Source organism: Achromobacter sp. CSND-B12, from assembly GCF_052906545.1.
Map to the genome: position 1 here is coordinate 338,394 of NZ_JBREGJ010000001.1, position 26,338 is coordinate 364,731.

A 26,338-nucleotide genomic window follows, 5' to 3' on the forward strand; every position below is an offset into this window, starting at 1 on the left:
ACGACGACCGCGCGACAGGCGGCCGCGCGAGCCATGCGATGAACAAGGGGGAAGGAAGCACAGGCCGCCCGCCGAACGGCGGGGGGTCTCAATGACGGTATCTTGTATGCAATATGGCGCGGGGGCTATCTAGGGATATCCCGGGTCGGCGGCCTGCCCCGCCGCGCGCGCCGCGGCCAGCCGCCACAGTTGCTCGGCCACCGCGGCCATATCGGTCGGCTGGCGGAACAGGCAGATCTCCAGCGGAATGTCCCATTCCTGGCCGCCGGCGCGCACCAGCCTGCCCTGCGCCAGGTCCTCGCGCACCAGCATGTCCGGCAGCCAGGCAACGCCACGGCCCTGCACCGCCATGGTCCGCAGCAACGTGGCGTGCGGCCCGACGAAGGTGGCGCGTATGCGTTCCTCGCCGAGGTCCTTCTTGCGCAATTGGCTGGCCACGATGCGCCCCAGGCCCGAGGCCGGCCCATAGGCCAGGAAGTCCACGGCGCCCTCGCCCGCCAGGCGATGCGCCGGCGCGGCCGATCCGCCCGGCGCGCTGACCGGCACCAGCGTATCGGTGCCCAGCCGCACCATGGGATAGGCGGTTTCATCGAGGCGGCTGGCCACGCGCGGATGCCGGTGGCACAGCAGGAACTGCACGCGGCGCTGCGCCATCAGGTCTTCGCAGGCCTGGAAGCTGTCGGACATCATCTGGATCGCGCCGACTTCCATGTCCGCTTCCAGGCCGGCCAGCCATTTCGGAAAGAAGGTCAGCGACAGCAGATGGGTCGCCGCGAAGCGCAGGCTGGCGGCATCCTGCGCATGGGCCGCGACCGCCTTGATGCGCGCCGCCTCCAGGTCGGCCAGCACCTGCTTGAGCAGCGGCAGGAAGCGGCGGCCGGCGGCGGTCAGTTCGGTGGGATGCGAGCTGCGGTCGCACAGGTCGGCGCCCACCCATTCCTCCAGCGCGCGGATGTGGCGGCTGAACGCCGGCTGCGCGATGGCGCGCGCTTCCGCCGCGCGCGAGAAACTTCCGGTGTCGGCCAGCGCGAGGAAATCCTCCAGCCAATTCATGTCCAGAGGTCGGTTTCCAGGTCCCATGATTGTTTGCAGCGCAGCATAGATAATTCTATGCAATTCGAGTATTGGACGGCCCAAAGGGGATGCCGCAATCATAGCGGCCATTCCCCCACCCACAGGACCTGGAAAACACCCATGCCTTCCATCCCGAATTACCGTGGCATCATCCCCGCGATCGCCTGCCCGTTCACCGCCGACCGCCGCATCGACGAGCCCGCGCTGCGCCGCCTGGCCGGCTGGCTGGCGGGCCACGATGGCGTGGTCGCCATCATGACCAACGGCCACACCGGCGAGGTGTTTTCGCTGACGCCCGCTGAACGCACGCAGGTCACCCGCATCGTGGCCGACGAGCTGCGCGGCAGGCTGCCCGTGATTTCCTCGATCGTGTGCGAAGGCATCGCCGAGGCTGCCGAACACGCCCGCGCCGCGCGCGCCGCCGGCGCCGCCGCGCTGGATGTGATGCCGCCCCACCACTGGTTGCGTTTCGGCTTCACGCCCGGCCACGCGCTGGAGTACTTCCAGGCCATCCACGAGGCCGCGCCCGATCTCGACCTGGTCTGCCACGTCTATCCGGCGTGGACGCGCGCGTCCTATTCGTCGAGCCTGCTGGCCGACCTGGCGCGGCTGCCCTACGTGCAGGCCTTCAAGGTCGGCCAGCGCGACATGAACAAGTATGCCCGCGACATTCAGGCGCTGCGCGACGCCGATGCCTCCAAGGCCATTCTCACCTGCCACGACGAATACCTGCTGGCCTCGATGGTGCAGGACGTGGACGGCGCGCTGGTCGGCTTCGCCACCTTCATCCCGCAGCTCATCATCGACCTGTGGGAGGCGGTGAAGGCCGGCGATCTGAAGCGCGCCCAGGCGGTGCAGGCGCTGATCACCCCGCTCAAGGACGCGGTGTACGGCGCCGGCGAACCCACTGGCGAAGCGCATGCCCGCATGAAGGCCGGCATGTACCTGGCCGGCGTGCTGGAGAGCGCCGCGGTGCGTCCGCCCACCGAAGCCCCCGGCGCGGCCGAGATGGACGCGCTGCGCGCCGCGCTGGCCAAGGCGGAACTGCTGGCGCGCTGACGCCGCATCGCGCGGCGGCCCAGGGGCGGGACAGCCCGGGCCACGCCGCGACGACACCAAAACCAGAGGAGACACATCATGCGAAAAACCATTCTGTTGCGCGCCGCGCTGGCCCTGTGCACGGCGCTTGGCGCCGCCGCGGCGCACGCCGAGGCCGCCTACCCCGCGCGCCAGGTGCGGTTCGTGATCCCCTTCCCGCCGGGCGGCACGCTCGACATGCTGGGCCGCGACGTGGCGCAGAAACTAAGCGAGCAGACCGGCCAGAGCTTCGTGGTGGAAAACCGTTCGGGCGGCAACGGCATCATCGGCGCCGACGTCGTGGCCCGGTCGCCGGCCGACGGCTACACCCTGCTCTTTAACGCCTCGACCTTCACCACGGCGCCGATGACGATGAAGTCCGTGCCCTTCGACGTCGACAAGAATTTCGTGCCCGTCGCCATGGCCGGCAAGGCGCCACTGTCGGTCTCGGTCAAGAAGGACCTGCCGGTGTCCGACCTGGCCGGCCTGCTGGCCTATGCCAAGCAGAATCCGGGCAAACTGACCTTCGCCGTCGGCTCGATCGGATCGGCCGGTCACCTGGCCACCGAACTGCTCAAGCGCCAGGGCGGCCTGGACTACATGGTCATCCCGTACCGCGGCACCTCGCCCGCGCTGCAGGATCTGGTGGGCGGGCGCATCGACGGATTCATCGACCCGGTGCTGGGCGCCCTGTCGTACTACAAGGGCGGCATGCTGAAGATCCTCGCCGTCACCTCGGAAACGCGCCTGCCCAACCTGCCCGACGTGCCCACGGTGGGCGAAGTGCTGCCCGGCTACCAGTACTACAGCTGGTACGGCCTGTGGGCGCCGGCCGGCACCCCCGCGCCGATCGTCGAGAAGCTCAACGCCGAGGTCAACAAGGCCCTGTCCTCGGGCATGGAGGCCAAGTACGAACAGCTGGGCGTGACGATCACGCCTATCACCACGGCCGGGTTCACGCGTTTCCAGAAGGACGATATGGCGCGCTCGCGCAAAATCATCGAAGAAGGCCACATCCATGTCGACTGATCCCACCCCAGGCCACGCGGTCGTCACTGGCGCCACCGGCGGCATCGGCCAGGCGATCGTGCAGCGGCTGCTGGATGGCCGCTGGCGCGTGACCGGACTGGACCTCGGGCCGGCCGTGACGCGGCATCCCGCCTACCGGCATGTCACGGTCGACCTGTGTGACGACGCCGCCACCCATCGGGCCTTGCAGGGTCTGGACAATGCCACGGCCCTGGTGCATGCGGCCGGGCTGTTGCGGGTGGCGCCGCTGGCGCAATCGGAATCCGCCGATGGCGAACTGATGTGGAAACTGCACGTCGATGCCGCGGTCCGGTTGACCCGCGATCTGGCGCCGGCGATGGTCGCGCAAGGCGGCGGCCGCGTGGTGCTGGTCGGCAGCCGCGTGGCCCAGGGCATGCCCGGCCGCGGCCAATATGCCGCGTCCAAGGCGGCGCTGGTGGCGCTGGCGCGCAGTTGGGGCGCGGAACTGGCCGGCCAGGGCGTCACGGTGAACGTGGTGTCCCCGGCCGCCACGCAGACGGGCATGCTGGAAGACCCCGCCCGGGCCGTCAGTCCGGCCCGCATGCCCCCGATCGGCAGGCTGATACAGCCCGGCGAGATCGCGGCCCTGGTGGCGTTCCTGCTGTCCGCCGAGGCGGCCGCCATCACCGGTCAGGACATCGCCATCTGCGGCGGGGCTTCGTTGCCCCGCTGAACCCAGGTTCGCACGGCCGACCGTGCCCCGCGCGGTCGCGCCCTTGTGCGGCGGCGTCCCGACAGATGCGACAACCGCGCCGACGGCCTTCGCCGCCGGCCGCGCCCGGCTTCAGGCGGGCTTGCTCATCAACCGCTTCCAGCCTTCCAGGCCAAGCCGCTGCATTGTGTCGATGTTCTTCTCGTAGATCTCGGCGGCATCCGGGAAGGACTCGACCGCGCGGTCGATGCTGTCCTCGCGCAGCAGGTGCAGGATGGGATACGGCGACCGGTTGGTGTAGTTCTCGATATCGTCCGGCTGGGTGTCGGCGAACTGGAACTGCGGGTGGAACGTGGCCACCTGCAACTCCCCCACCAGGCGCATGCGCTTGAGCAGGCGGTCCGACAGGTCTTCGAAGTCGTTGAACTCCAGGAAATCGTCGAGCGCGTCGGGAATGATCAGCAGCGTGGTGTCGATCTTCTCCGGATCGGCCTCGGCCAGCAGGGCCAGTTCGTCCTGCAGGTCGGTCAGGACGCCTTCGGCGTCGGTGGCATCGCTGACGGCAAAGCGGATCTGGTCCTTGACCTGGACCGCTTTGGCGAACGGACAGAGATTCAGGCCGATCACGGCCTGGGTGAGCCAATGGCGGGTTTCGGCAACCACGTTGGCGTAGGCGTCGGAAGTGGAAATCATGGCGGGCAGTCCTGGCAAAACGCGAGTATAGGCGACCAGGTGGAAGGCGCCGCGACCGGGTTCACCGTGGGCCAACGCCCTGCCGCCACGCCTGGGATACAATCGATCGCAATGGGAATGGAGCTTCCCAAAACCGCCGATCCCTCGGCTGATGGCTCCTGCTGACCGGGCAACATGCCCGCAGCGGGTGCCGTCCAGACAAAACCCGCCGCGGCGGGTTTCTTGTTTTTCGGGCCGCGACCTCGTCGCCGGCCGCCCGCGCCTTCAACCGGCGCGGCCCGTGGACAAGCCCCAGGCTGTTGCTCTCCATCGTTTCACCTGGAGAGAAATCTTGAATCTATTGCTGGTTTTCATCGGTGGCGGCCTCGGCTCGGCCGCCCGCTACGGCATGAGCCTGGCCGCGTTGCGCCTGGGCTGGATCGCCTTCCCCTACGCCACCCTGGCCACCAACGTCATCGGCTGCTTCGTCATGGGGCTGATCACCGAACTGCTGGCGCTGAAGTTCTCGGTGTCGCAACCGACCCGGCTGTTCCTGACCACCGGCATCGTCGGCGGCTTCACCACCTTCTCGACCTTCGCGCTGGAAACGGCGCTGCATGTGGAACAGGGCCGCACCGGCCTGGCGCTGCTGTACGCCGGCCTGTCGCTCGGGCTGGGGCTGGCGGCGCTGTTCGGGGCGATGGCGCTGGTGCGGACGCTGTGATAGCGGTGGCCGGGGCGCCCTTGATGGTCGCGCTCGCCATCCACCCTCCGTCCGACATCGCCGGCGCCTGTGGCGCTGCACGCCGGGGCCGCGCTAAAGTGGCGCCACGACTACCACGAGAGCAACGGATGACCATCGCGCTCACCTATTTCGCCGACCACCTGTCCGACGAAGCGCTGGCGGCGCTGTTACGGCGACGCGAAGACTTCTACATCGAGAACATCGATGCCATGAATAGCCTGACGGCGCGCATGCAGGCGTTGCTGGCCGAACACGGCTTGCACAGCGTCGTGCGGCTCGCCCCCCTCAATGAATCTCCCGGCAGGCTGATCACCCACGTGTTTGTGGAAGCCGCTTTCCTGCTTGTCTGGCTGTGGCTGCTGCTGCAGTCGCTTGCCCGCTGCCTTTCACGCCGCCCCCGCGCGGACGTGATCCTGCGCGTGACCTCCAACGCTTCGCTCCACGTGGTCTTCCGCCCCTCGGCGCGCCCCACCGCCGCGACGCCATGAAAAAAGCCCGGCCAGGCCGGGCTCTCTTTCCTCCGCCAACGCCGATCAGGCCGCCGGCATCGCCGCCATGGTCTGCGCGACCGCGGCGGTCAGCTTCTTGCCGTAGGGCACGTGCAGGAATTCATTCGGGCCGTGGGCGTTGGACTTGGGGCCCAACACACCGCAGACCATGAACTGCGCCTTGGGGAAGCCCTTCTGCAGCATGCTCATCAGCGGAATGGTGCCGCCCTGGCCGATATAGCCGCAGGGCGCGCCATAGTATTGCTGCGAGGCGGCGTCCAGGGCCTGGGTCAGCCACGGCACGGAGGCCGGCGCGTTCCAGCCGGTGGCCGCGCCTTCGTTGGCCTTGAAGATGACCTTGGCGTTGTAGGGCGCGTCGGCTTCAAGCAGGGCCTTGATCTCTTCGGACGCGGCAACGGCGTCGACCAGCGGCGGCAGGCGCAGCGACAGCTTGAAGGCGGTGCGCGGACGCAGCACGTTGCCGGCGCTGGACAGCGGCGGCAGGCCTTCGGCGCCGGTCACCGACAGGGTCGGACGCCAGGTGCGGTTCAACAGCGCCTGTTCCGGCTCGGTGGTCATGGGCAGCACGAAGCCGCCGTCGGCGCCGCAGCTCCAGGGGAAACGGCGCCAGACTTCGTCGCCCAGGATGCGGGCGGTGGCGTGCACCTGTTCGATGCGGTCGGCGGGAATCTCGCAATGCAGGCTTTGCGGCAGCAGGCGGCCGGTGGCGCTGTCTTCCAGGCGGTCCAGCAGGTGGCGCAGGATGCGGAACGACGACGGCACCACGCCGCTGGAATCGCCCGAGTGCACGCCTTCGTCCAGCACCTGCACTTCCAGCGTGCCCGAGACCATGCCGCGCAGCGACGTGGTCATCCACAGCTGGTCGTAGTTGCCGGCGCCCGAATCCAGGCACACCACCAGCGCCACGTTGCCCAGGCGGTCGCGCAGCGCGTCGACGTAGGGCAGCAGGTCGTAGCTGCCGGATTCCTCACAGGTCTCGACGATGCCGACGCAGCGCGGGCGCGGGATGCCCTGCTTGTCCAGCGCCATGATGGCGGTGAGCGAGGCGTACACGGCGTAGCCGTCGTCGGCGCCGCCGCGGCCGTAGAGCTTGCCGTCTTCGTACTTGGGGGTCCAGGGGCCCAGGCCGGCGCGCCAGCCGGAGAATTCCGGCTGCTTGTCCAGGTGGCCGTACAGCAGCACGGTGTCGCCGTTATCGCTGCGGGTGGCGGGCGCGTCGAAGAAGATCACCGGCGTGCGGCCCGGCAGGCGCACCACTTCCAGTTTCAGGCCCGAGACCTTCTGGGCTTCGACCCACTGCGCCGCGTCGCGCACCACGCGCTCGATGAACGCGTTCTTTTCCCAGTCGGCGTCGAACGCCGGGCTCTTGGCCGGAATGGCGATGTAGTCGGTCAGCGCGGGGATGATCTCGTTGTCCCACTTGTCGTCCACAAAAGCCTGCAGAGCCTTCGGATCGAGGGTAGGAGGTAGTGCGTCGTCGGGGATGCGTGCGTTCATGGCGCGGGATCCTGTGGTCGGGAAGCGGAATAATCCGCCATTTTATGCCTGCCGGGCGCCGCCGGCATCTTTTGTCCCTGTTTGTCGCGCGGCGCCGGAAAAACGGTGCCGGCTGGCGCCGCCCTCCACCCTAGCGCGCCGCGTACGCCTCGATCCGGCTCCACACCTGCCGCGCCAGCGACTTGGCGTTGGCCACCGACTGGTACAGCCGGATCTCCATGTGGATGTCGTTGCGCGCGCTGTCGGCCCGCGCCAAGACGCCGGCGCGCAGGTCGGACTCGACCAGCGTGTGGGGCAGCCACGCCAGTCCGAAGCCCTGCCGCGCCATGGCATGCAGCGCGTCCGCCAGGTCCGACTCGTACATGGTCTGCAACCGCGCCGGCACGCACAGGCCGCGCAGGCGGTCGCGCAGGATGCGGCCCAGCGACATGCTGTCGGCGTACGCCAGGAACGGCACCGCCGGATCCGAGGCCAGCTTGGGCACGGCGTGGCGCGGATGGCGGCTGCCCGGCGCCAGCGGCGCGCTGACGGCCACCAGCTTGTCGGCGCCAACCCGGCGGCAGCGGTAGTCGGGATTGTCGATCTGCGCGTACAGCGGCTCGTGCGCGTGGCACAGCAGGAAGTCGACCTCGCCGTCGGCCAGCATGTCGATGCCGTAGTTGAGCGTGGTGGTCACCACCTTCAACTGGAACGGCTGCATGCCCTGCTGCACCTTGGCCATCAGCCCCGGCAGCACCGAATGCGCCAGCGTCTTGCCCGAGGCGATGGCGATGCGGCGGCTGCGTTCCAGCTCGGGCTTCTGCAGGCCCTGGCGCGTCTCGCGCAGGATGTCCAGCACGTCGATGGCAGCGGCCAGCATGCTGCGCCCGGCCGCGTTCAGCGTCGACACCTGGTGGCCGCGCTCGACCAGCGGCACGCCGGCCCAGTCCTCCAGCGCCTTGATGCGGCGCCCGAAGGCCGGATGCGTGACGTTGCGCGCCTCGGCCGCCTGGAACAGGTTGCGCGACTTCGACAACGCCACGAAGTCCTCCAGCCACTTGATGTCCATTTCGTCTCCGTTGTCCTTTCGTGGGGTTGTGCCGTATCGGCACAAGCGCTGCACATTCTGCACAAACCCAGCGTTTGTTACAACTAGTATTACGGCGTCCCCTGGAGATGCCGATGCCCGACGCCCCCGTTTTGCTGAAATCCCTGCGCAGCCACTTCCTGGGCGGCCGCGAGGCCGTGGCCAGCGGGCTGCCGGTGCTGCGCAGGCAGGTGGTGGGCAACGGCGCCGCGCGCGCCATCGACATGAACGGCAGCTACTGCGCCGGCCAGCTCTACGTGCAGGAATACCGCCTGGCCGAGCCGCGCCATCCGCATCCGGTGCTGCTGTGGCACGGCGGCGGCATGAGCGGCGCGCAATGGGAAAGCACTCCCGACGGCCGCCAGGGCTGGCTCTGGCGGCTGCTGCAATCCGGCTATGACGTATTCGTAGCCGACGCGCCCGAGCGCGGCCGCGCTTCCTGGGCGATGTACCCGCAGATCTACGACGCGGCGCCGATCTTCCGTTCCAAGGAAGAAGCCTGGCACCTGTTCCGCATCGGCCCGGCCAACGGCTACGCGCCCCGCGGCCAGCCGCGTCGCGCCCATCCGGGGCAGCAGTTCCCGGCCGACGCCTTCGACACCTTCGCCAAGCAGTTCGTGCCGCGCTGGCTGGCGCACGATGCCATGGCGCTGGACGCCTATCGCGAACTGCTCGACCTGGCCGGCCCCTGCATCGTCATCGGCCACAGCCAGGGCGGCGGCTACGCCACGCAACTGGCGCGCGAATGCCCCGGCCTGATCCGCGCGGTAGTGGCGGTGGAACCGACGGGCACGCCCGAACGCGTCGACGGCCCCCTGCCCCCCCAATTACTGGTGTGGGGCGACCACTTCGCCCAGCACGACACCTGGCAACGCTACCGCGCCCAGACCGACGCTTACTGGAACGCCCTGCGGCGGGCCGGCAGGCGCGCCGACGTGCTCGACCTGCCCGCCGCCGGCATCGCCGGCAATTCCCATTTCTGCATGCTGGACCGCAACAGCGACCGCATCGCCGAACTCATCGTCGACTGGCTCAACGGCCTCGACTAACCTTCGCCTGGAGACACCATGAAACTGACCAAAACCGCAATCGCCGTGGCGTTGCTGAGCGGCGCCTCGCTGATCGCCGGCCCGGCCTCGGCGCAGCAGGCCGACTACCCCAACAAGCCCGTGCGCCTGATCGTGCCGTTCGCCCCCGGCGGCACCGCCGACATCATCGGCCGCGTATTTGCGGCGCAGCTGGGCACCGAACTGGGCGCCACCGTGGTGGTCGAGAACAAGGCCGGCGCGGGCGGCTCGATCGGCACGCGCTTCGTGGCCGACGCCGCGCCCGACGGCTACGTACTGCTGCTGGCCTCGTCCAGCACCCACGGCACCAATCCGGCGGTCTACAAGAACCTGACCTACGACGCGGCGCAGGACTTCACCGCCATCACCCAGCTGGTGACCGTGCCGGGCGTGCTGAGCGTGACCAAGGACTTTCCCGCCGCCGACCTGAACGGCCTGATCGCCGCCGCCAAGGCCAACCCGGACAAGTACACCTACGCCTCGTCGGGCGCGGGCGGCCTGGGCAACCTGGCGATGGAACTGATGAAGTCGATGACGGGCGCCAAGCTCATGCACATCGCCTACCGTGGCGCCGGCCCGGCCTTCACCGACGTCATCAGCGGCCAGGTGTCGATGATCTGGGAGCCGGTGCCGGCCTCGCTGCCGTACATCAAGGGCGGCCAGATCCGTCCCATCGCCATTGCCGCCGACACCCGTTCGCCGGAACTGCCCGACACGCCGACCTTCAAGGAAGCCGGCCTGCCGCGCTACGAGGCCAACGCCTGGAACGGCCTGCTGGCGCCCAAGGGCCTGCCGGCCGACGTGACGCAGAAGCTGCACGACGCCTCGGTCAAGGCGCTGAACAATCCCGAGGTCAAGGCCAAGCTGGCCAGCCTGGGCGGCACGGTGGTGGCCGGCCCGTCCGAAGCGTTCAAGAACGTGATCGCCAGCGACGTGAAGAAGTGGAAGAACGTGGCGGCCGACGCCAGGATCCAGCTGGATCAGTAAACCACGCGCGCCACGGCGCCCGGTTCGCGGGCCGGCCATTCAGGCCGGCATTTTTTCATGCCGCCGCGGTGGCGGGAAAAGTGACCATCAGGCCCACGCCCCGGCCATTCAGGCCCGGCACGAAGGCCACCACGGCGCCGTGCCGCGCCGCGATCTGCGCCACCAGCGACAGGCCGATGCCGCTGCCGCCGCTGTTGGCGCCCGGAGCGCGATAAAAGCGGTCGAACACCCGCGCGCGTTCGGCCGGCGCGATGCCGGGACCATCGTCGGCCACCCGCAGCCAGGCCCCGCCCCGCTCGTGCGGCCCGCAGGCCACGGCGATCTGGCCGCCCTCGGGGGTGTAGCGCAACGCGTTGTCGAGCAGGTTGCGCACCAGCACGCCCAGCGTATCCATGCCGCCGCGCACCTCGCAGGCCTGGACGTCCAGCTGGATGCGTTGGCGCTTGCGCGCCGCGGCCGCCTCCCCGTCGCGCACCAGCAGGACCACCAGGGCGTCCAGCGACACGGTGTCGAGATCGGCGCCGGTTTCACTGACCGCGTCCATGCGCGCCTGGTCCAGCAATTGTTCGGCCAGGCGCGCCGTGCGCTGCGCCACCGCGCGCAACTGGGCGGCGGCGTCGGCGGCGGGCGTGTCGGCGATGCGCTGCGACAGCAGTTCGGTCTGCGCGCTGAGCGCGGCAAGCGGCGTGCGCAGTTCATGCGCGGCATCGGCCAGAAAGCGGCGCTCGTGGTCCATGGCGGCCTGAAGCCGGACCAGCAGGGCATTGATGGAGCGCACGAAGGGATGCAATTCCCCGGGCAGGCGGTCCAGCGGCAACGGCGCGAGGTCGAATGGCGTGCGCCGCTGGATCGCGTCACCGGCGCGATCGACCGGACGGAACGCCAGCCGCACCACGATCCAGGTTGATGCCGCCAGCAGCAGGAACAACGCCGACACGATGACCAGGCCGCGCTTGAAGGCGGCCACGGCTTCGGCGCGCCGGTCGCTGTCGGCGCGCGCCAGCTGCACCTGTACCTGGCCGGAAGCGTCGCTAAGCGAGTACACGCGCCAGGTGTCGTCGCCGATCACGCTGTCGCGAAAGCCGTCTTCGAAGTCCGGATTCAGCGGCTGGTCCGGCGCTTCGGGCGAACGCAGGGCCAGGCGCCGGTCGCCCTTGGACCAGATCTGCACCGTGGTCCGCTCGCCGCGGAAATGGCTGGACGGCGGCAGCTTGAAACGTTCGTCGGGCCGCTCCTCCAGCAGACTGCGGCGCAGCGACAGGATGGTCTGGTTGGCCGAGTCGACCAGGGACTGGTCGCGGATGCCGGTGCGCGCCTCGTTCATGGCGTGCTGCTGGCACATGAACACCGCGGCCCAGGTCAACAGCAGGGTCAGCAGCAGGGTGACGGTCAGGCGTTTGCGCAGCGTCTTCATGCCGCGTCCGCCGCCGCGATGCGATAACCCAGGCCGTGCACGGTGGCGACCAGATCGTCGCCGAGCTTGCGCCGGAGCTGGTGGACGTACACCGCCACGGTATTGCTTTCGATGGTGCCGCTGCCGCCGTAGACGGCCGCCTCCAGCTGTTCGCGGCTGACGGTCTGGCCGGCGCGTTCCATCAGCGCCAGCAGGGTGCGGTACTCGCTGGCGCTGAGCACCACTTCGGCGCCGGCCCGCGTCACCACGCGCCGCGCCGGATCCAGCTGCACGTCGCGGCAGCGCAGGACCGACACCACCGAATTGCTGCTGCGGCGCACCACGGCGCGCAGCCGCGCCAGCAGTTCGTCCAGCTGGAACGGCTTGACGATGTAGTCGTCGGCGCCGGCATCCAGGCCCTGCACCCGCTCGCTGAGGCGGTCGCGGGCAGTGATGATGAGCACCGGCGTGGCGTCGTAGCGCGCCCGCAGGTGTTTCAACACCGCCAGCCCGCTGCCGCCCGGCAGGCCCAGATCCAGCAGCACCGCGCCGTAGCCATGCTCGACCAGCGCCAGCCGGGCGGCGGGCACGTCGCGCACCCAATCGACGCGCAGGCCCGCGCCCACCATGCTGGATCGCAAGGCGTCTCCGAGCATGGCGTCATCTTCGACCAGCAGAACTTGCAAGAACGCTCCCAGACTGTCCATGGCGCGCCATTGTGGCGCCCTGGATTTAAAGAATTTTTAAAAGCCGGCTCCGACAATGGCGGCTCGTCGTGCCCCTGGCTCGCGCCAGGGCACCGGTTCACGAAAGAAAGGAAATTCCCCACAAATGAAGCTGGCTATGTTAGCAACTGGCGCCGCCCTGGCCTGCGCCGCAGGCACGGCGCAGGCCGAGCAATCTGGCACCAATTTCATCGGCCTGGGCGTCGGCTACGTGCCGGTGTACCAGGGCTCCAGCGAATACCGCGCCCTGCCGGTGCCGCTGATCAACTACCATTCCGGCAATTTCTTCATCTCGCCGCGCGCCGGCCTGCCGGCGATGGGCCTGCAGACCACGCTGGCGCCCGACTGGAAGGCCGGCGTGTTCGTCGGCATGGCGCTGGGCCGCGATTCCAGCGACGCCGACCGCACCAAGGGCCTGGACGACATCGATTTCCACGGCACCTATGGCGCCTTCGTCGAATGGGCGCCGGGTCCGTTTTCATTGGGCGCGGCATACCGCCAGGCGGCGCGCAGCGGCTACGGCGGCACGCTCGAACTGCGCGCCACCTATGCCGCCTGGCAGGACGGCGCCAACCGCGTCAACCTCGGCGCCAGCACGCAGTGGGCCAGCCACGACGACATGCAGACCTGGTATGGCGTCACGTCCTCGCAGGCCGCGCGCAGCCGCGAAGGGCTGTCGACCTACTCGCCGTCGTCCGGCTTCAAATCCGCCGCCCTGTTCGCCACCTGGTCGCATCGCATCGACGCCAGCTGGAGCACCGTCACCACCGTGGGCGTGAACACACTGCTGGGCGACGCCCGCGACAGCCCGCTGACCGAGCGCCGCGCCAACGTGTTCGGCAGCGTCGGGGTGGTCTACGCGTTCTGAACGAACGCGGTGGCGCCGGGAGCGGGATCGATGAAATTCACGCAAGACAGGGCGCAGGGCAGACACGGCCGCCTCGACCTGGAACAGCGCCGCATTCCGGCCGACGCGGGCCCGGCCCGCGCATGCTGGCGCGGGTCCCCGCGCGACGGGCCGGCGGGCCAGGCCGCCCCGCTGCGCGTGCGCTTGCCGGACGCCAGCGTGCGGCATGCGCTGGCCCCCGCGCTGGAGGCCTTCGCCGAACGCCATCCGGACCTGGCCATGCAACTGGACCCGCCCGGCGGCGCGGACGCGGCGCCGCAGCCCTGCGATATCTCGATCGGTCTGGAACCGCCGGCGGACCCGGCATGGATGGCGCACCGGCTGGGCGCCTTGCGCGCCAGCCTGTACGCGGCGCCCGGTTATCTGGCGCGACGGCCCGCGCCCGAGCATCCCGCCGACCTGGCGATGCACGACTGCATCGGCCTGCACGTCGGCGCGCATCGCGCCCATGACACACGACCCGCCCGCTGGCGCCTGTGGTGCGGCCCCGAGCGCGTCGTGGTCCTGGCGCGCGAGCGCTATGGCGTCGACACGCCCGCCATGGCGCTGCAACTGGCCGCCCGCGGCGTCGGCATCGCCGCGCTGCACGCGCTGGGCGCGGCCGTCTGGCGGGGCGCGGGGCTGGTGCCGGTGCTGCCGCGATGGGAACTGGAGCCGGTCACCCTATACGCCTTGACGGGTTCCCGGCGCCTGCCGGCGCGAGCCCATGCCCTGATCGACTGGCTGGCGCGGACGCTGGCCTGAAGGCGCCCGCGCCGGCGCCTCGAAGATGCCGCGTCAGGCGCCCAGCAATGCCGGTTCGCCCGCGCGGCCCAGGGCAGCGGCCTCGGCGTCGATCACGCGGCCGGTCTGCAGCTTGAACACCGCCACCGCGTCACGCAGGCGTTGCGCCTGGGTCTCCAGCGACGCCGCCGACGCGGCCGCCTGCTCGACCAGCGCGGCGTTCTGCTGCGTCACGCTGTCCATCTGCGAGACCGCCTGGTTGACCTGCTGGATACCCTGCGACTGCTCTTCCGAGGCGCTGGAGATCTCGTTGATGATGTCGGTCACGCGGCGCACCGACACCACGATCTCCTGCATCGTCGCCCCGGCCGCTTCGACCTGGTCGGAACCAATGGACACCTTCTGCACCGAATCGTCGATCAGGCCCTTGATCTCCTTGGCGGCCTGGCCGCTGCGCTGCGCCAGCGCGCGCACTTCGCTGGCCACCACCGCGAAACCCTTGCCCTGCTCGCCGGCGCGGGCCGCCTCGACCGCGGCGTTGAGCGCCAGGATGTTGGTCTGGAAGGCGATGCCGTCAATCACGCCGACGATGTCGGCGATGCGGTTGGAGCTGTCGGCGATGGCGCGCATGGTGCCCACCACGTCACCCACCGCCTGGCCGCCGCGGGTGGCCACGTCGGAAGCCGCGCTGGCCAGTTGCGAGGCGCTGCGCGAGCTGTCGGCGTTGTTCTTCACGGTGGATGACAGTTCATCCATGCTAGCGGCGGTTTCCTCCAGCGAGGCGGCCTGCTGTTCGGTGCGCGAGGACAGGTCGATGTTGCCGGCCGCGATCTCGCGCGAGCCGGTGTGGATCTCTTCCACGCCCTGGCGCACGGCGGCCACGGTGCGCGCCAGGCTGTCCTGCATGCGCTTGACGGCGGCGTAGAGCACGCCGATTTCATTGTTGCCGCGCTGCTCGATGCGGTTGGTCAGGTCGCCGCCGGCGATGCGGTCGAACAGGCGGCCGGCGTCATGCAACGGGCGGAACACCGAGCGGGCAAAGACCGCGTACAGCCCCACCACCAGCACGGCCACCACCACCAGCAGGCCGATCAGGAAGGCGATGGCGCCATTGATGCGGGTGTTGGCCTCGCGCGCCACGCGTTGGCCGACTTCGTCGGCGTAGTCCACGTACTTCTGGATCGCCTGGGTGAAGGTGATGCCCAGCGGCGTCACCTTCTCCAGGTTCAGGCGGCTGGCATCCTGGGCCTTGCCGGCGCGGATGGCGGCGATCATCGGCACGATGGCGTCGCGCTGGTAGACGTCATAGGCGGCCAGCGCATCATCGAACAGGGGTTTGCCCACGGGCGAGGTCTCGGGATTCTGGCGCGCGCTCTGGATCAGGTCGGCGGCCTTCTTGGTGTAGCCGTCCAGGCGCTGCATGCTGGCCAGGTTGTCGATGCTCTTGCCTTCCAGCAAGGTGGTCTGGGCAGCCAGCAGCACCAGGCGGGCGCGCAGCAGCTCGGAACCGGCGTCGTCCACGGCGTTGGCGCGCACCAGGTTGGTATCCAGCATCACCTCGATCGAGGTGCGGTTGGAGGTCAGTTGCTGGTAGACGGCGATGCCGGTGACCAGGAAAAGGGCGAAAAAAACACAGAGCGCGGTCGTCAGGACGGCGCGGATACTCAGATTCTTGAACATGGGGAGGGCCACTCGGGGGTTGCGGAGGGCAGCCTTGGGCGGCTGTCGAAGTGTTTACGGCTTATTGCAATGAAAAGTTAAATATCTCATTGGGTTACATCGACAACGCGCAATTTCCGACTTGTCCAACAGAATTAACAACGATTATCATTTCCAGTCTTTGAACCCCGCGAGAGAAGGACTTCCATCGTGACGGCGGCCAACCAGCCCACGGCGCACCCCTCCCTGAGCGCGCTTTACCGCGACCACCACGGCTGGCTGGCCGGCTGGTTGCGGCGACGGCTGGGCAGCGCGCACGACGCCGCCGACCTGTCGCACGACACCTACGAACGCCTGATGGTGTCCGGCCGCCTGCCCGAGGCCGGCCAGGCGCGCGCCTTCCTGACCCAGATCGCCAAGGGCCTGGTGATCGACCTGTTCCGCCGCCGCACCCTCGAAACCGCCTATCTCGAAGCGCTGGCGCAACTGCCCGAACCGCACATGCCGTCTGCCGAGGCCCGCGCGCTGGCGCTGGAAACGTTGATGGCGGTGGACGCCGCGCTCGACGCCCTGCCCGCCCGCGCGCGCCAGGTCTTCATCCTGTCCCGCTTCGAGGGCCTGACCTATTCCGAGATCGCCGCGCAGCTGGGCGTCTCTGTGGCGCTGGTGCGCAAGCACATGCTGCGCGCCGCCCAGGCCTGCCTGGCGGCGCTATGAGCGCCGGCGCAGCGGGCATCCCCGAACCGATCCTGGCCCAGGGCCTGGAGTGGCTGGTGGTCATGTGGTCGGGCGAAGCCACCGCCGACGAGCGCGCCGCCTGGCAGCGCTGGCGCAACGCCCATCCCGATCACGAACGCGCCTGGCAGCAGGTGCAGCGGCTGGACGCGCGCCTGCTGGGCGTGTCGCCCGAAGCCTCGGCCCGGGCGCTGGCGTCGTCCGGGCGCCAGGCCGGCCGCCGCAAGGCGCTGCGCCTGATGGGCTTTGGCCTGTTGGGCGCCGGCGCCGCCGGCCTCGCGGCCGGCCGCCTGCCTTGGGCCGCCTATGCCGCCGATTACCGCACCGCCGTCGGCGAACGGCGCGAGGTGCTGCTGGAAGACGGCACCCGCTTCACCCTGAACAGCGACAGCGCCGTCGACGTGCAATACAGCGCCGGCGCGCGCCGCCTGGTGCTGCGCCGTGGCGAACTGTACGTGGCCACCGGCCACGGCGCGCTGGCCGCCGGCCGCCCCTTCTCGGTCGCCACGGAATACGGCAGCGTGCTGGCGCTGGGCACGCGCTACAGCGTCGAGATCCAGCGCGACCGCATGCGGGTCGGCGTGTACGAAGGCGCGGTCGAGATCCAGCCGCGACAAGGCGCCGCGCTGCGATTGCAGGCCGGCCAGGCCGCCGGCTTCACCGCGGATACGGCCGCGCTGCTGCCGGCCGCCTCCGCCGCCGCGCCCGCCTGGCTGCGGGGCCAACTGGTGGCCGACCGCCTGCGGCTAGCCGACTTCCTCGACCAGGTGGAGCGCTACCGCCACGGCGTGATCCGCTGCGACCCGCGCGTGGCCGACCTGATCGTCTCGGGGGTCTATCCGCTGGCCGACACCGACCGCATCCTGGCATCGCTGGCGGCCGCGCTGCCGTTGCGGGTGTCGCGCTACACCGGCTACTGGGTGGTGGTGGAACCTAAAAATCCGGGCCAACCGTAGCACTTTTTCGTTCTCGTTCGGGAACCCTGCATAACCGCAGTATTCACGCCCGCAACGAGGATCCTTTTTCATGTCTGTCCGCACTCCCCTGAACGCCGCCCGCGGCACCCTGGCGCTGGCCTTGGCAGCCCTGGCGCTGGCCGCGCCGCCCGCCGCCCTTGCCGCCGACGCGCCGGCCCGCCCGGGCCCGGCCGCCGTCCGCTACGACATTCCGGCCGGTTCGCTCGACCAAGTGCTCAACGCCTACGCCCAGCAGGCCGGCGTGATGATCGCCATCGACGGCGCCCTGACCGCAGGCCGGCGCAGTGCCGGCCTGCGCGGCGCCTATGGGCTGCGCGACGGTTTCGCCGCCATCCTGGCCGGCAGCGGCCTGGCGGCCCAAGCGCAAGGTGGCGGCTACGTGCTGCGCCGGCTGCCGGCCGGCGCCGGCGGCGTCGCCACGCTGGAACCGGTGACGGTCAGCGCCGGCGGCGTGGCGCCCGACAGCTACGTGGCCGAGGCCAGCCGCGCCGGCACCAAGACCGACACGCCGATCCTGGAGGTGCCGCAGTCGATCTCGGTGGTGACGCGCGCGCAGATGGAGGCGCAGAACGCGCAGAGCGTGACCGAGGTGCTGCGCTACGTGCCCGGCGTGGCGGTGGAAACCTACGGCGTCGATCCCAAGGGCTTTGACTGGGTCATGCTGCGCGGCTTCAATGCCCAGGCCACCAGCGACTACAAGGACGGCCTGCGCCAGATCACGTCGGGCTACACGCTGTTCCGCAGCGAGCCCTACGCACTGGAACGCATCGAGGTGCTGCGCGGCCCGTCGTCGGTGCTGTACGGCCAGGGCGATGCCGGCGGCGTCATCAACCGCGTCAGCAAGCTGCCGTCCGCCACGCCGCAATACGAGGCCGAACTGGAGTACGGCAGCTTCCAGCGCAAGCAGGCCGCGGTCGACCTGACCGGCCCGGCCACCGAAGACGGCACGCTGCTGTACCGCGTGATCGGAGTGGCGCGCGACGCCAACACCCAGTTCACCTACCCCAACGGCGACCGCATCGCCGACGACCGCCTGTTCCTGGCGCCGTCGCTGACCTGGGCGCCGTCTGCCGCCACCCGCTTCACGCTGCAGACCGAGTACCTGCACGACCGCTCCGGCGGCACCATCGGCACCGTCACCATCAACGGCAAGCCGACCGACCTGCGCAACGGCGATCCGGACTTCAACCGCTACACGCAGAAACAGAAGAGCATCGGCTACCTGTTCGAGCACCGCTTCAACGACACCTTGCAGGTTCGCCAGAACCTGCGCTACGGCCAGGTCGACGCGCTGCTGGACAACATCCTGCTGTCGGGCATCGGTCCGGCGGGCCTGACCCGCACCGCGCGCCGCTACGACGAAAGCATGACCGCGCTGGCGCTGGACAACCAGGCGCAGCTGGATTTCAACACCGGCCCGCTGGCCCACACGCTGCTGCTGGGACTGGACTTCAACCGCAGCAGCGCCGACGTCTCGCGCACCTACGGCCCCGCCCCCAGCCTGAATCCCTACGACCCGGTGTATGGCGTGCCCGTGCCCACGCCCACCACGCCGATGGCCAACTATCTGGAAACCACCCACCAGACCGGCTTGTACGTTCAGGACCAGGTGCGCTTGGCCGAACGCTGGGTGCTGACGCTGGGCGGCCGCTACGACTGGTACCGCCAGAAGAACGAGAACCGCCTGCTGGGCAACACCGCCGACCAGGACGGCTCGCGCTTCAGCGGCCGCGCCGGCCTGAACTACGTCATGCCCAATGGTCTCGCGCCCTACGTCAGCTACGCGCAGTCGTTCCTGCCCAACACCGGCGTGACCGCGCCGGCCAACGGCAGCGCCGCCTTCGCGCCGTCGCGCGGCCGCCAGTGGGAAGGCGGCATCAAGTTCCAGCCACCAGGCTCGAACGCGCTGTACACGCTGGCCGTGTTCGACATCAAGAAGAGCAACGTGCTGACCAATGACCTGCAGAACCCGGGCTTCCAGGTGGCCTCGGGCGAGGTGCAGTCGCGCGGCGTGGAACTGGAAGGCAAGTTCAGCCTGGGCGACGGCTGGGACTTCACCGGCTCGTACACCTACGTGCGCGCCCGCATCAGCCGCGCCAACGACGCCACCCAGGGCAAGCGCCCGGCGGTGGTGCCCGAGCACAGCGCCTCGGGCTGGCTCAACTACACCGTGCGCAACGCCGCGCTGGCCGGCCTGAGCCTGGGCGTGGGCGCGCGCTACGTCGGCTCGACCTATGGCGACAACGCCAACACGCTGAAGATCGACAGCCACACCCTGATCGACGCCGGCGTGTCGTACGCGGTGGACAAGCACCTGACGCTGTCGGTCAACGCCACCAACCTGTTCGACAAGGAGTACCTGGCGACGTGCTCGGACCTGACCGACTGCTACCCGGGCAGCCGGCGCAGCGTGATCGGGCGGGTGAAGTACCGCTTCTGAAAACGGCGCGCATGAAAAAAGCCCCACCGGTTTTCCGGTGGGGCTTTTTGCGTCAGGCCGCCCCCTCGGGGGCAGCTAGCGCGAAGCGCGCGGCGCGGAGGCCCCTTCTATTTCAGCCAGGCGCGCGCATTGCGGAAGATGCGCATCCACGGGCTGAACTGGCCGCCGCTGTCGGCGTTGCCCCACTTCTCGGGCGCCCACGACATCATGACGTTGCGGGTCACGCGTTCCGGGTGCGGCATCATCACGGTGAAGCGGCCGTCGGCGGTGGTGACGGAGGTCAGGCCGCCCGGGCTGCCGTTCGGGTTGAACGGATAGGCCTCGGTGGCGTTGCCGCGGTTGTCGATGTAGCGCGCCGCCGCCAGCACGCGGCCGGCGTCGCCCTGCTGCGAGAAGTCGGCGTAGCCTTCGCCGTGCGCCACCGCGACCGGGATGCGCGCGCCTTCCATGCCGGCAAAGAAGATCGACGGCGACTTGGCCAGCTCGACCATCGACAGGCGCGCCTCGTATTTTTCGGACAGGTTGCGGGTGAAGCGCGGCCAGTGCTCGGCGCCCGGGATCATCGGCGCCAGCGCGGCCATCATCTGGCAGCCGTTGCACACGCCCAGCGCGAAGGTGTCGGAGCGAGCGAAGTACGCCGCGAACTGATCCGACAGCTTGCCGTTGAAGCGGATGGTGCGGGCCCAGCCCTCGCCGGCGCCCAGCACGTCGCCGTAGCTGAAGCCGCCCACGGCCACCAGGCCCTGCACCTGCGCCAGGTCGACGCGGCCCGCCAGCAGGTCGGTCATGTGCACGTCGACCGCGTCAAAGCCCGCGGTGTCGAAGGCCCAGCCCATTTCCACCTGGCTGTTGCAGCCCTGCTCGCGCAGGATCGCCACGCGCGGGCGCTTGCCGCTGTTGATGAACGGCGCGGCCACGTCTTCCTGCGGGTCGAAGGCCACGTTGGGGCTCATGCCCGGGTCCTGCGTGTCGTTCCAGACGTCCAGCTCGGCCTGGGCGCAGGCCGGGTTGTCGCGGCGCGCCATGATGCGGTAGGAGACTTCGCTCCAGGCGCGGCCGAGGTCGGCGCGCGGCTGGCCCCAGACCTTCTTGCCGTCGCGGTAGAACTCGACCTCGTCGCCGCCGTTCAGGCCGCCGATGACGTGCGAGTGGGCCGACAGGCCGGCGCCGCGCAGCACCTGCATGACGGCGTCGCGCTGGGCGGCCGGCACCTGGATGACGGCGCCGGCTTCTTCCGCGAACAGCGCCTTGAGCGTCAGTTCGTCGCGCTGCACCGCCACCTGTTCCGGACGGATCTTGTAGTCGCCCCAATCGGCCGATTGCGGGTCGAAGGTCAGCATGTCCAGGTTGACCGAGATGCCGGTGCGGCCGGCGAAGGCCATTTCCACCAGCGTGGCGAACAGGCCGCCGTCGGAGCGGTCGTGGTAGGCCAGGATGGTGCCGGCTTCGGCCAGCGTGCGGATGGTGACGAAGAAGGCGCGCAGGGCTTCGGGCGAGTCGATGTCCGGCACGGTCTCGCCGACCTGGTTGTAGGTCTGCGCCAGGATCGAGCCGCCCATGCGGTGCAGGCCGCGGCCCAGGTCGATCAGGATCAGCACGCTGTCGCCGGCGTCGGTGCGCAGCTGCGGCGTGAGGCTGGCGCGCACGTCGCCGACCGGCGCGAAGGCCGTGACGATCAGCGACACCGGCGCCACCACCTGACGCTGCTCGCCGTCCTGTTCCCAGGAGGTCTTCATGGACAGCGAATCCTTGCCCACCGGGATCGACAGGCCGGCGGCCTGGCACAGCTCGCTGACGGCCGACACGGTGTCGTACAGCGCGGCGTCCTGGCCGTCGACGCCGCAGGCGGCCATCCAGTTGGCGGACAGCTTGATGTCTTCCAGGCGCGCCACGTCGGCGGCGGCCAGGTTGGTCAGGGCCTCGGCCACGGCCATGCGGCCGGAGGCCGGCGCGTTCAGCATGGCGATGGGCGTGCGTTCGCCCATGGCCATGGCTTCGCCGCGGAAACCCTGGTAGTCGGCCAGGGTGACGGCGCAGTCGGCCACCGGCACCTGCCACGGGCCGACCATCTGGTCGCGGCTGGAGAGGCCGCCGACGGTGCGGTCGCCGATGGTGATGAGGAACGACTTGTTGGCCACCGTGGGGTGGCGCAGCACGCGGTAGGCGGCTTCGGTCAGGTCGATGCCGGCCAGGTCCAGCGGCTCGGACACGCCCGGCAGGCGGCGCACGTCGCGCGTCATGCGCGGCGGCTTGCCCAGGATGACGTCGATCGGCACGTCGACCGGACGCACCTCGGCCTCGCCCTGCGGACGGATCGTGTCCAGGCCGGGCAGGCCTTCGCCGTCAACCACGCGCAGCTGGCGCTCCTCGGTGGCCACGCCCACCACCGCGTAGGGGCAGCGTTCGCGGCGGGCGATGGCGTCAAAGCGCTCCAGGTCCTTGGGCAGGATCGACAGGACGTAGCGTTCCTGCGATTCATTGCTCCAGATCTCGGCGGGCGACAGGCCGGATTCTTCCAGCGGCACGCGCTTCAGATCGAAGATGGCGCCGCGGCCGGCGTCGTTGACCAGTTCCGGGAAAGCGTTGGACAGGCCGCCCGCGCCGACGTCGTGGATGGCGATGATGGGGTTGTTCTCGGCCTGCTGCCAGCAGCGGTCGATCACTTCCTGGGCGCGGCGCTCCAGTTCGGGGTTGCCGCGCTGGACCGAATCGAAATCCAGTTCGGCCGAGTTGCTGCCCATGCTGATGCTGGAGGCGGCGCCGCCGCCCATGCCGATGCGGAAACCCGGGCCGCCCAGCTGGATCAGCAGCGCGCCGGGAGGGATCTCGTTCTTGTGGGTCAGGCCGGCGTCGATGCTGCCCAGGCCGCCCGCGATCATGATGGGCTTGTGGTAGCCCCAGCGGGTGCCGCCGGCGGTCTGCTCGAACGAACGGAAATAGCCCAGCAGGTTGGGACGGCCGAATTCGTTGTTGAAGGCGGCGCCGCCGATAGGGCCGTCGATCATGATGGACAGCGGCGAGGCGATGCGGTCCGGCAGGCCGTGGTGGTCGGCTTCCCAGGGCTGCGTGGCGTCGTCGAAGCGCAGGTGCGAGACGGTGAAGCCGGTCAGGCCGGCCTTGGGCTTGGAGCCGCGGCCGGTGGCGCCTTCGTCGCGGATTTCGCCGCCGGCGCCGGTCGAGGCGCCGGGGAACGGCGCGATCGCGGTCGGGTGGTTGTGCGTCTCGACCTTCATCAGGGTATGCACGGTGGTGTCGCGGCGGATGTACCTGGCGCCGTCGACGCCCTCACCGGTCACGCCCGGCACGCCGGCCTGGAAGCGCTGCGCCGGGCCGCCGGCCATGATGGCGGCGTTGTCCGAGTAGGCGACCACGGTGCCTTCCGGCTGCGCCTTGTGGGTGGCGCGGATCATGCCGAACAGCGTGTTGGGCTGCTCCTGGCCGTCGATCACCCACTGGGCGTTGAAGATCTTGTGGCGGCAGTGTTCGCTGTTGGCCTGCGCGAACATCATCAGTTCGACGTCGGTGGGATCGCGGCCCAGGTCGCTGAACGACTGGGCCAGGTATTCGATCTCGTCATCGGACAGGGCCAGGCCCAGGGTGCTGTTGGCCTCGACCAGGGCGGCGGCGCCGCGCGCCTGCACGTCGACCGTGCGCATCGGCTTGCCGGCCAGCGGCTGGAACAGCGCCTGGCCGTCGAAGCTGGCGTCGACCACGGTTTCGGTCATGCGGTCGTGCAGGCAGTCGGCCGCGCGCGCCAGCATGTCGGCGTCGAACGTCTTGCTGCCCAGCAGGCCGCGTTCGGGCGTGATGACATAGCGCACGCCGCGTTCGATGCGGTGCACGGCCGACAGGCCACAGTTGTGGGCGATGTCGGTGGCCTTGCTGGCCCACGGCGAGATCGTGCCCAGGCGCGGGATCACCAGCAGCGCCAGGCTCTTGGCCGGCGCTTCGCCGGTGGCGGGCGTGCCGTAATCCAGCAGTTGGGTCAGTTGCTGCTGCTGTTCGGCCGTCAGGGCGGCGTCGGTGCTGACGAAGTGCTCGTAGCGGGCGGAAATGTCGGCCACGGGCAGGCCGGCTTCCTTCAATTGCGCCAGCAGGCGGTCACGACGAAAGGAGGACAGGACGGAGGAACCAGGCAGATGCTGAACAAGGGACACGATGCGGGCGCCGTATAAGGAAGGGAGCAAAACAAGGATTTTACCCCGCTTGGCGGGTTTTCCCGGACGGAAGGACAGCCATGTCCCGATCCGGCCCGAATTCGTCCGGCTTTGGCCATTGTTACAAAAGAATTCCGCGACGCAACGGCCGGCCTGCTGCACAGCAATATCCCCACCAAATCCCTGTCCGCATCGCGGGTTATGGCGTGTGCCCGCCCCGCGCCGGCGGCCGCGGTATTGCGACGCACCATGTTGCGGCCATACCGCAGCGCGGGAAAACACGAACACCCCTGCCCTTGCCCCGACGGTAGGATGCAGCGACCCCATACCAAGAAAGCGCCCGCCGCGCTGGCCGTTGCCTCACATGTCACGCCCCGAAGCCCCCGCCGAGCCTGTCGAACCGATCATCCCCGCCGAAGCAGACCCCGCCGTGAAAGTGCCGCTGGCCATCGAGGACTGGCTGGCCGTGATCCTGCTGGCGGCGCTGGCCATCATCACCTTCCTGAACGTGCTGGTGCGCTACTTCACCGACCAGTCGTTCGCCTGGACCGAGGAAATCTCGGTGTTCCTGCTGATCGTGCTGACCATGGCCGGCGGCAGCGTGGCCTTCGTGCGCAACCACCACATCCGCATCGAGATCCTGGCCGACAACGGCTCGCCGCGGCGCCAGCGCATCATGGCGCTGATCGCCAACTTCTGCGTGCTGGCGTTCTTCGTGCTGCTGACGGTGCTGTCGATCAAGCTGGTGTCCGACGAATTCGTCTATGAGGAAACCTCGCCCGCCATCGGCGTGCCGACCTGGTGGTATTCGATCTGGCTGCCGGTGATGGCCGCCGCCATCTCGCTGCGCACGCTGGGCACGCTGCGGCGGCTGTGGCGGGCGCCGCTGCCCAAGGCCGACGGGGGCCAGGCATGATCGCCGGCATCCTGTTCGCCGTCTTCATCGCGCTGATGCTGATCGGCGTGCCGGTCGGCGTGGCGCTGGGCATCGGCGGCACCGTGGCCATCGTGCTGTCCAACCTGGACACGCCCTGGTATGGCCTGCTGACCGTGCCGCAGAATTTCTACGCCGGGCTGGCCAAGTACCCGCTGCTGGCGATTCCCATGTTCGTGCTGGTCGGCTCCATCTTCGACCGCTCCGGCGTGGCCAAGCGGCTGGTGGATTTCGCCATCGCCATCGTCGGCCGCGGCCCCGGCATGCTGCCGCTGGTGTCGATCGCCGTGGCCATGTTCCTGGGCGGCATCTCGGGCTCCGGCCCGGCCTGCGCCGCCGCGGTGGGCGCGGTGATGATCGCGGCCATGTCGCGCGCCGGCTATCCGGGCGCGTTTTCGGCCTCGGTGGTGGCGGCGGGCGCAGCCACCGACATCCTCATCCCGCCCTCGGTGGCCTTCATCATCTATTCGGTGCTGGTGCCCGAGGCCTCGGTGCCGGCGCTGTTCGCCGCCGGCATGGTGCCCGGCATCCTGGCCGGCCTGGCGCTGATCGTGCCGGCCGTGTGGCTGTCGCGCAAGCACAAGATGGGCATGCTGGAAGCGCACCTGCCGCGTCCGCCGTTCTGGCGCAGCCTGCGCGAGGCCTCGTGGGGCCTGGCCGCGCCGGTGCTGATCCTGGGCGGCATGCGCATGGGCTGGTTCACGCCCACCGAGGCGGCCGTGGTGGCGGTGTTCTACGGCCTGTTCGTGGGCATGTGCATCCACCGCACGATCAAGCTGCGCGACCTGTACGTGATCCTGCGCGAGGCGGCCGAGCTGTCGGCCGTGATCATGCTGGTGGTGACGCTGGCCGGCATCTTCGCCTGGGCCCTGTCCACGCTCAGCGTGATCGACCCGATCACCCACGCCATCGTCAATTCCGGGCTGGGCGAATGGGGCGTGCTGGCGCTGCTGATCCTGCTGCTGATGACGGTCGGCATGTTCCTGGACGGCATCTCCATCTTCCTGATCTTCGTGCCGCTGCTGATGCCGATCGCCAAGGCCTACAACTGGGATCCGGTGTGGTTCGGCGTGATCCTGACGCTGAAGGTGGCGCTGGGCCAGTTCACCCCGCCGCTGGCGGTCAACCTGATGGTGTCGTGCCGCATCGCGCGCGTGCCGATGGAATCGACCGTGCGCTGGGTGGTGTGGCTGCTGGGCGCGATGTTCCTGGTGCTGGTGGCGGTGCTGGTGTTCCCGCAGCTGGCGCTGTGGCTGCCGCACAAGCTGGGCTATTGAGGGAACCGGACGGGG

At 69.5% G+C, this 26,338-nt stretch carries 22 protein-coding genes and 1 riboswitch; of the genes, 14 read left to right on the forward strand and 8 right to left on the reverse strand.

The window, feature by feature from the left end:
- Positions 1–129: 129 nt before the first annotated feature.
- Positions 130–1,053: a LysR family transcriptional regulator gene (locus tag ACUTAG_RS01500; RefSeq protein ID WP_232066902.1), complete on the reverse strand. Its 924-nt coding sequence runs from the start codon at positions 1,051–1,053 to the stop codon at positions 130–132.
- A 141-nt stretch (positions 1,054–1,194) separates the two neighbouring features.
- Here ACUTAG_RS01500 and ACUTAG_RS01505 point away from each other — a divergent pair, with 141 nt between their 5' ends.
- The 3 genes from ACUTAG_RS01505 (at position 1,195) to ACUTAG_RS01515 (ending at position 3,874) form a co-directional block, all read left to right on the forward strand.
- On the forward strand, positions 1,195–2,133 hold the full coding sequence (locus ACUTAG_RS01505) for a dihydrodipicolinate synthase family protein (protein ID WP_148317978.1): 939 nt from the start codon (positions 1,195–1,197) through the stop codon (positions 2,131–2,133).
- A 78-nt stretch (positions 2,134–2,211) separates the two neighbouring features.
- Complete coding sequence (locus tag ACUTAG_RS01510; protein ID WP_446649953.1) at positions 2,212–3,180, forward strand: Bug family tripartite tricarboxylate transporter substrate binding protein; 969 nt, start codon at positions 2,212–2,214, stop codon at positions 3,178–3,180.
- Positions 3,170–3,874, forward strand: coding sequence for an SDR family NAD(P)-dependent oxidoreductase (locus tag ACUTAG_RS01515; RefSeq protein ID WP_006386313.1), 705 nt, complete (start codon positions 3,170–3,172; stop codon positions 3,872–3,874). Before ACUTAG_RS01510 ends, ACUTAG_RS01515 begins: the two co-directional genes overlap by 11 nt.
- 111 nt (positions 3,875–3,985) lie before the next feature.
- Here the strand turns inward: ACUTAG_RS01515 and ACUTAG_RS01520 are convergent, their stop codons facing one another.
- Positions 3,986–4,546, reverse strand: a complete 561-nt coding sequence (locus ACUTAG_RS01520; protein WP_024069356.1) for a DUF1415 domain-containing protein — start codon at positions 4,544–4,546, stop codon at positions 3,986–3,988.
- 104 nt (positions 4,547–4,650) lie between these two features.
- Positions 4,651–4,714: riboswitch (Fluoride riboswitch) on the forward strand.
- Between the two features lie 163 nt (positions 4,715–4,877).
- Here ACUTAG_RS01520 and crcB point away from each other — a divergent pair.
- Positions 4,878–5,249, forward strand: coding sequence for a fluoride efflux transporter CrcB (crcB, locus tag ACUTAG_RS01525; RefSeq protein WP_053499411.1), 372 nt, complete (start codon positions 4,878–4,880; stop codon positions 5,247–5,249).
- Positions 5,250–5,377: 128 nt separating this feature from the next.
- Positions 5,378–5,758 (forward strand): hypothetical protein, encoded by a 381-nt coding sequence (locus ACUTAG_RS01530; protein ID WP_446649954.1) that lies wholly within the window; start codon positions 5,378–5,380, stop codon positions 5,756–5,758.
- Between the two features lie 45 nt (positions 5,759–5,803).
- On the opposite strand, the gene ACUTAG_RS01535 is transcribed toward ACUTAG_RS01530, so the two are convergent.
- Both ACUTAG_RS01535 and ACUTAG_RS01540 read right to left on the reverse strand, forming a co-directional pair.
- Positions 5,804–7,276, reverse strand: a complete 1,473-nt coding sequence (locus ACUTAG_RS01535) for a M20 family metallopeptidase (RefSeq protein ID WP_054516924.1) — start codon at positions 7,274–7,276, stop codon at positions 5,804–5,806.
- A gap of 130 nt (positions 7,277–7,406) precedes the next feature.
- On the reverse strand, positions 7,407–8,324 hold the full coding sequence (locus tag ACUTAG_RS01540) for a LysR family transcriptional regulator (protein WP_148317982.1): 918 nt from the start codon (positions 8,322–8,324) through the stop codon (positions 7,407–7,409).
- A 113-nt stretch (positions 8,325–8,437) separates the two neighbouring features.
- Here ACUTAG_RS01540 and ACUTAG_RS01545 point away from each other — a divergent pair, with 113 nt between their 5' ends.
- Positions 8,438–9,391, forward strand: a complete 954-nt coding sequence (locus tag ACUTAG_RS01545; RefSeq protein ID WP_148317984.1) for an alpha/beta fold hydrolase — start codon at positions 8,438–8,440, stop codon at positions 9,389–9,391.
- Between the two features lie 18 nt (positions 9,392–9,409).
- Positions 9,410–10,396, forward strand: coding sequence for a Bug family tripartite tricarboxylate transporter substrate binding protein (locus ACUTAG_RS01550; protein ID WP_148317986.1), 987 nt, complete (start codon positions 9,410–9,412; stop codon positions 10,394–10,396).
- Positions 10,397–10,451: 55 nt separating this feature from the next.
- Here ACUTAG_RS01550 and ACUTAG_RS01555 read toward each other — a convergent pair whose 3' ends face one another.
- Together ACUTAG_RS01555 and ACUTAG_RS01560 are read right to left on the reverse strand one after the other, a co-directional pair.
- Positions 10,452–11,810: an ATP-binding protein gene (locus ACUTAG_RS01555; protein WP_148317988.1), complete on the reverse strand. Its 1,359-nt coding sequence runs from the start codon at positions 11,808–11,810 to the stop codon at positions 10,452–10,454.
- Positions 11,807–12,475 carry a response regulator transcription factor gene (locus ACUTAG_RS01560; protein ID WP_006385125.1) on the reverse strand — a complete coding sequence of 223 codons (669 nt, stop codon included), beginning with the start codon at positions 12,473–12,475 and terminating at the stop codon, positions 11,807–11,809. Before ACUTAG_RS01560 ends, ACUTAG_RS01555 begins: the two co-directional genes overlap by 4 nt.
- A gap of 145 nt (positions 12,476–12,620) precedes the next feature.
- Here ACUTAG_RS01560 and ACUTAG_RS01565 point away from each other — a divergent pair, with 145 nt between their 5' ends.
- Together ACUTAG_RS01565 and ACUTAG_RS01570 are read left to right on the forward strand one after the other, a co-directional pair.
- The gene (locus tag ACUTAG_RS01565) at positions 12,621–13,382 is read left to right on the forward strand and encodes a MipA/OmpV family protein (RefSeq protein WP_020928248.1); all 762 of its coding nucleotides are present in this window, start codon (positions 12,621–12,623) and stop codon (positions 13,380–13,382) included.
- Between the two features lie 30 nt (positions 13,383–13,412).
- Positions 13,413–14,165 carry a substrate binding domain-containing protein gene (locus ACUTAG_RS01570; RefSeq protein WP_148317990.1) on the forward strand — a complete coding sequence of 251 codons (753 nt, stop codon included), beginning with the start codon at positions 13,413–13,415 and terminating at the stop codon, positions 14,163–14,165.
- A 33-nt stretch (positions 14,166–14,198) separates the two neighbouring features.
- On the opposite strand, the gene ACUTAG_RS01575 is transcribed toward ACUTAG_RS01570, so the two are convergent.
- Entirely contained in the window at positions 14,199–15,824 is a 1,626-nt protein-coding gene (locus tag ACUTAG_RS01575) for a methyl-accepting chemotaxis protein (RefSeq protein ID WP_047991126.1), read from the reverse strand.
- A gap of 189 nt (positions 15,825–16,013) precedes the next feature.
- On the opposite strand from ACUTAG_RS01575, the gene ACUTAG_RS01580 reads away from it, so the two are divergent.
- The 3 genes from ACUTAG_RS01580 to ACUTAG_RS01590 all read left to right on the forward strand — a co-directional run bounded on the left by ACUTAG_RS01580 (position 16,014) and on the right by ACUTAG_RS01590 (position 19,955).
- Positions 16,014–16,520, forward strand: coding sequence for a sigma-70 family RNA polymerase sigma factor (locus ACUTAG_RS01580; protein ID WP_020928251.1), 507 nt, complete (start codon positions 16,014–16,016; stop codon positions 16,518–16,520).
- Complete coding sequence (locus tag ACUTAG_RS01585; protein WP_020928252.1) at positions 16,517–17,494, forward strand: FecR domain-containing protein; 978 nt, start codon at positions 16,517–16,519, stop codon at positions 17,492–17,494. Before ACUTAG_RS01580 ends, ACUTAG_RS01585 begins: the two co-directional genes overlap by 4 nt.
- A gap of 70 nt (positions 17,495–17,564) precedes the next feature.
- Positions 17,565–19,955 (forward strand): TonB-dependent siderophore receptor, encoded by a 2,391-nt coding sequence (locus ACUTAG_RS01590; RefSeq protein ID WP_148317992.1) that lies wholly within the window; start codon positions 17,565–17,567, stop codon positions 19,953–19,955.
- Positions 19,956–20,062: 107 nt separating this feature from the next.
- Here the strand turns inward: ACUTAG_RS01590 and purL are convergent, their stop codons facing one another.
- Positions 20,063–24,112 (reverse strand): phosphoribosylformylglycinamidine synthase, encoded by a 4,050-nt coding sequence (gene purL / locus ACUTAG_RS01595; RefSeq protein WP_148317994.1) that lies wholly within the window; start codon positions 24,110–24,112, stop codon positions 20,063–20,065.
- A gap of 364 nt (positions 24,113–24,476) precedes the next feature.
- Between purL and ACUTAG_RS01600 the strand changes: the two genes are divergently transcribed.
- A complete protein-coding gene (locus ACUTAG_RS01600) occupies positions 24,477–25,028 on the forward strand; it encodes a TRAP transporter small permease (RefSeq protein WP_006385116.1) in 552 nt (183 codons plus the stop codon).
- Positions 25,025–26,323: a TRAP transporter large permease gene (locus ACUTAG_RS01605; RefSeq protein ID WP_006385115.1), complete on the forward strand. Its 1,299-nt coding sequence runs from the start codon at positions 25,025–25,027 to the stop codon at positions 26,321–26,323. The genes ACUTAG_RS01600 and ACUTAG_RS01605 overlap by 4 nt, the downstream gene beginning before the upstream one ends.
- The last annotated feature ends 15 nt before the right edge of the window (positions 26,324–26,338 follow it).

What these genes read in the sequence shown, in the direction of transcription:
- ACUTAG_RS01550 (WP_148317986.1), top strand. Translation starts at nt 9,410, where the DNA reads ATGAAACTGACCAAAACCGCAATCGCCGTGGCGTTGCTGAGCGGCGCC.
- ACUTAG_RS01590 (WP_148317992.1), top strand. Translation starts at nt 17,565, where the DNA reads ATGTCTGTCCGCACTCCCCTGAACGCCGCCCGCGGCACCCTGGCGCTG.
- ACUTAG_RS01515 (WP_006386313.1), top strand. Translation starts at nt 3,170, where the DNA reads ATGTCGACTGATCCCACCCCAGGCCACGCGGTCGTCACTGGCGCCACC.
- ACUTAG_RS01585 (WP_020928252.1), top strand. Translation starts at nt 16,517, where the DNA reads ATGAGCGCCGGCGCAGCGGGCATCCCCGAACCGATCCTGGCCCAGGGC.
- ACUTAG_RS01520 (WP_024069356.1), bottom strand. Translation starts at nt 4,546, where the DNA reads ATGATTTCCACTTCCGACGCCTACGCCAACGTGGTTGCCGAAACCCGC.
- ACUTAG_RS01510 (WP_446649953.1), top strand. Translation starts at nt 2,212, where the DNA reads ATGCGAAAAACCATTCTGTTGCGCGCCGCGCTGGCCCTGTGCACGGCG.
- ACUTAG_RS01505 (WP_148317978.1), top strand. Translation starts at nt 1,195, where the DNA reads ATGCCTTCCATCCCGAATTACCGTGGCATCATCCCCGCGATCGCCTGC.
- ACUTAG_RS01540 (WP_148317982.1), bottom strand. Translation starts at nt 8,324, where the DNA reads ATGGACATCAAGTGGCTGGAGGACTTCGTGGCGTTGTCGAAGTCGCGC.
- ACUTAG_RS01565 (WP_020928248.1), top strand. Translation starts at nt 12,621, where the DNA reads ATGAAGCTGGCTATGTTAGCAACTGGCGCCGCCCTGGCCTGCGCCGCA.
- ACUTAG_RS01545 (WP_148317984.1), top strand. Translation starts at nt 8,438, where the DNA reads ATGCCCGACGCCCCCGTTTTGCTGAAATCCCTGCGCAGCCACTTCCTG.
- ACUTAG_RS01605 (WP_006385115.1), top strand. Translation starts at nt 25,025, where the DNA reads ATGATCGCCGGCATCCTGTTCGCCGTCTTCATCGCGCTGATGCTGATC.
- ACUTAG_RS01530 (WP_446649954.1), top strand. Translation starts at nt 5,378, where the DNA reads ATGACCATCGCGCTCACCTATTTCGCCGACCACCTGTCCGACGAAGCG.
- ACUTAG_RS01555 (WP_148317988.1), bottom strand. Translation starts at nt 11,810, where the DNA reads ATGAAGACGCTGCGCAAACGCCTGACCGTCACCCTGCTGCTGACCCTG.
- ACUTAG_RS01575 (WP_047991126.1), bottom strand. Translation starts at nt 15,824, where the DNA reads ATGTTCAAGAATCTGAGTATCCGCGCCGTCCTGACGACCGCGCTCTGT.
- ACUTAG_RS01570 (WP_148317990.1), top strand. Translation starts at nt 13,413, where the DNA reads ATGAAATTCACGCAAGACAGGGCGCAGGGCAGACACGGCCGCCTCGAC.
- ACUTAG_RS01535 (WP_054516924.1), bottom strand. Translation starts at nt 7,276, where the DNA reads ATGAACGCACGCATCCCCGACGACGCACTACCTCCTACCCTCGATCCG.
- ACUTAG_RS01500 (WP_232066902.1), bottom strand. Translation starts at nt 1,053, where the DNA reads ATGAATTGGCTGGAGGATTTCCTCGCGCTGGCCGACACCGGAAGTTTC.
- ACUTAG_RS01600 (WP_006385116.1), top strand. Translation starts at nt 24,477, where the DNA reads ATGTCACGCCCCGAAGCCCCCGCCGAGCCTGTCGAACCGATCATCCCC.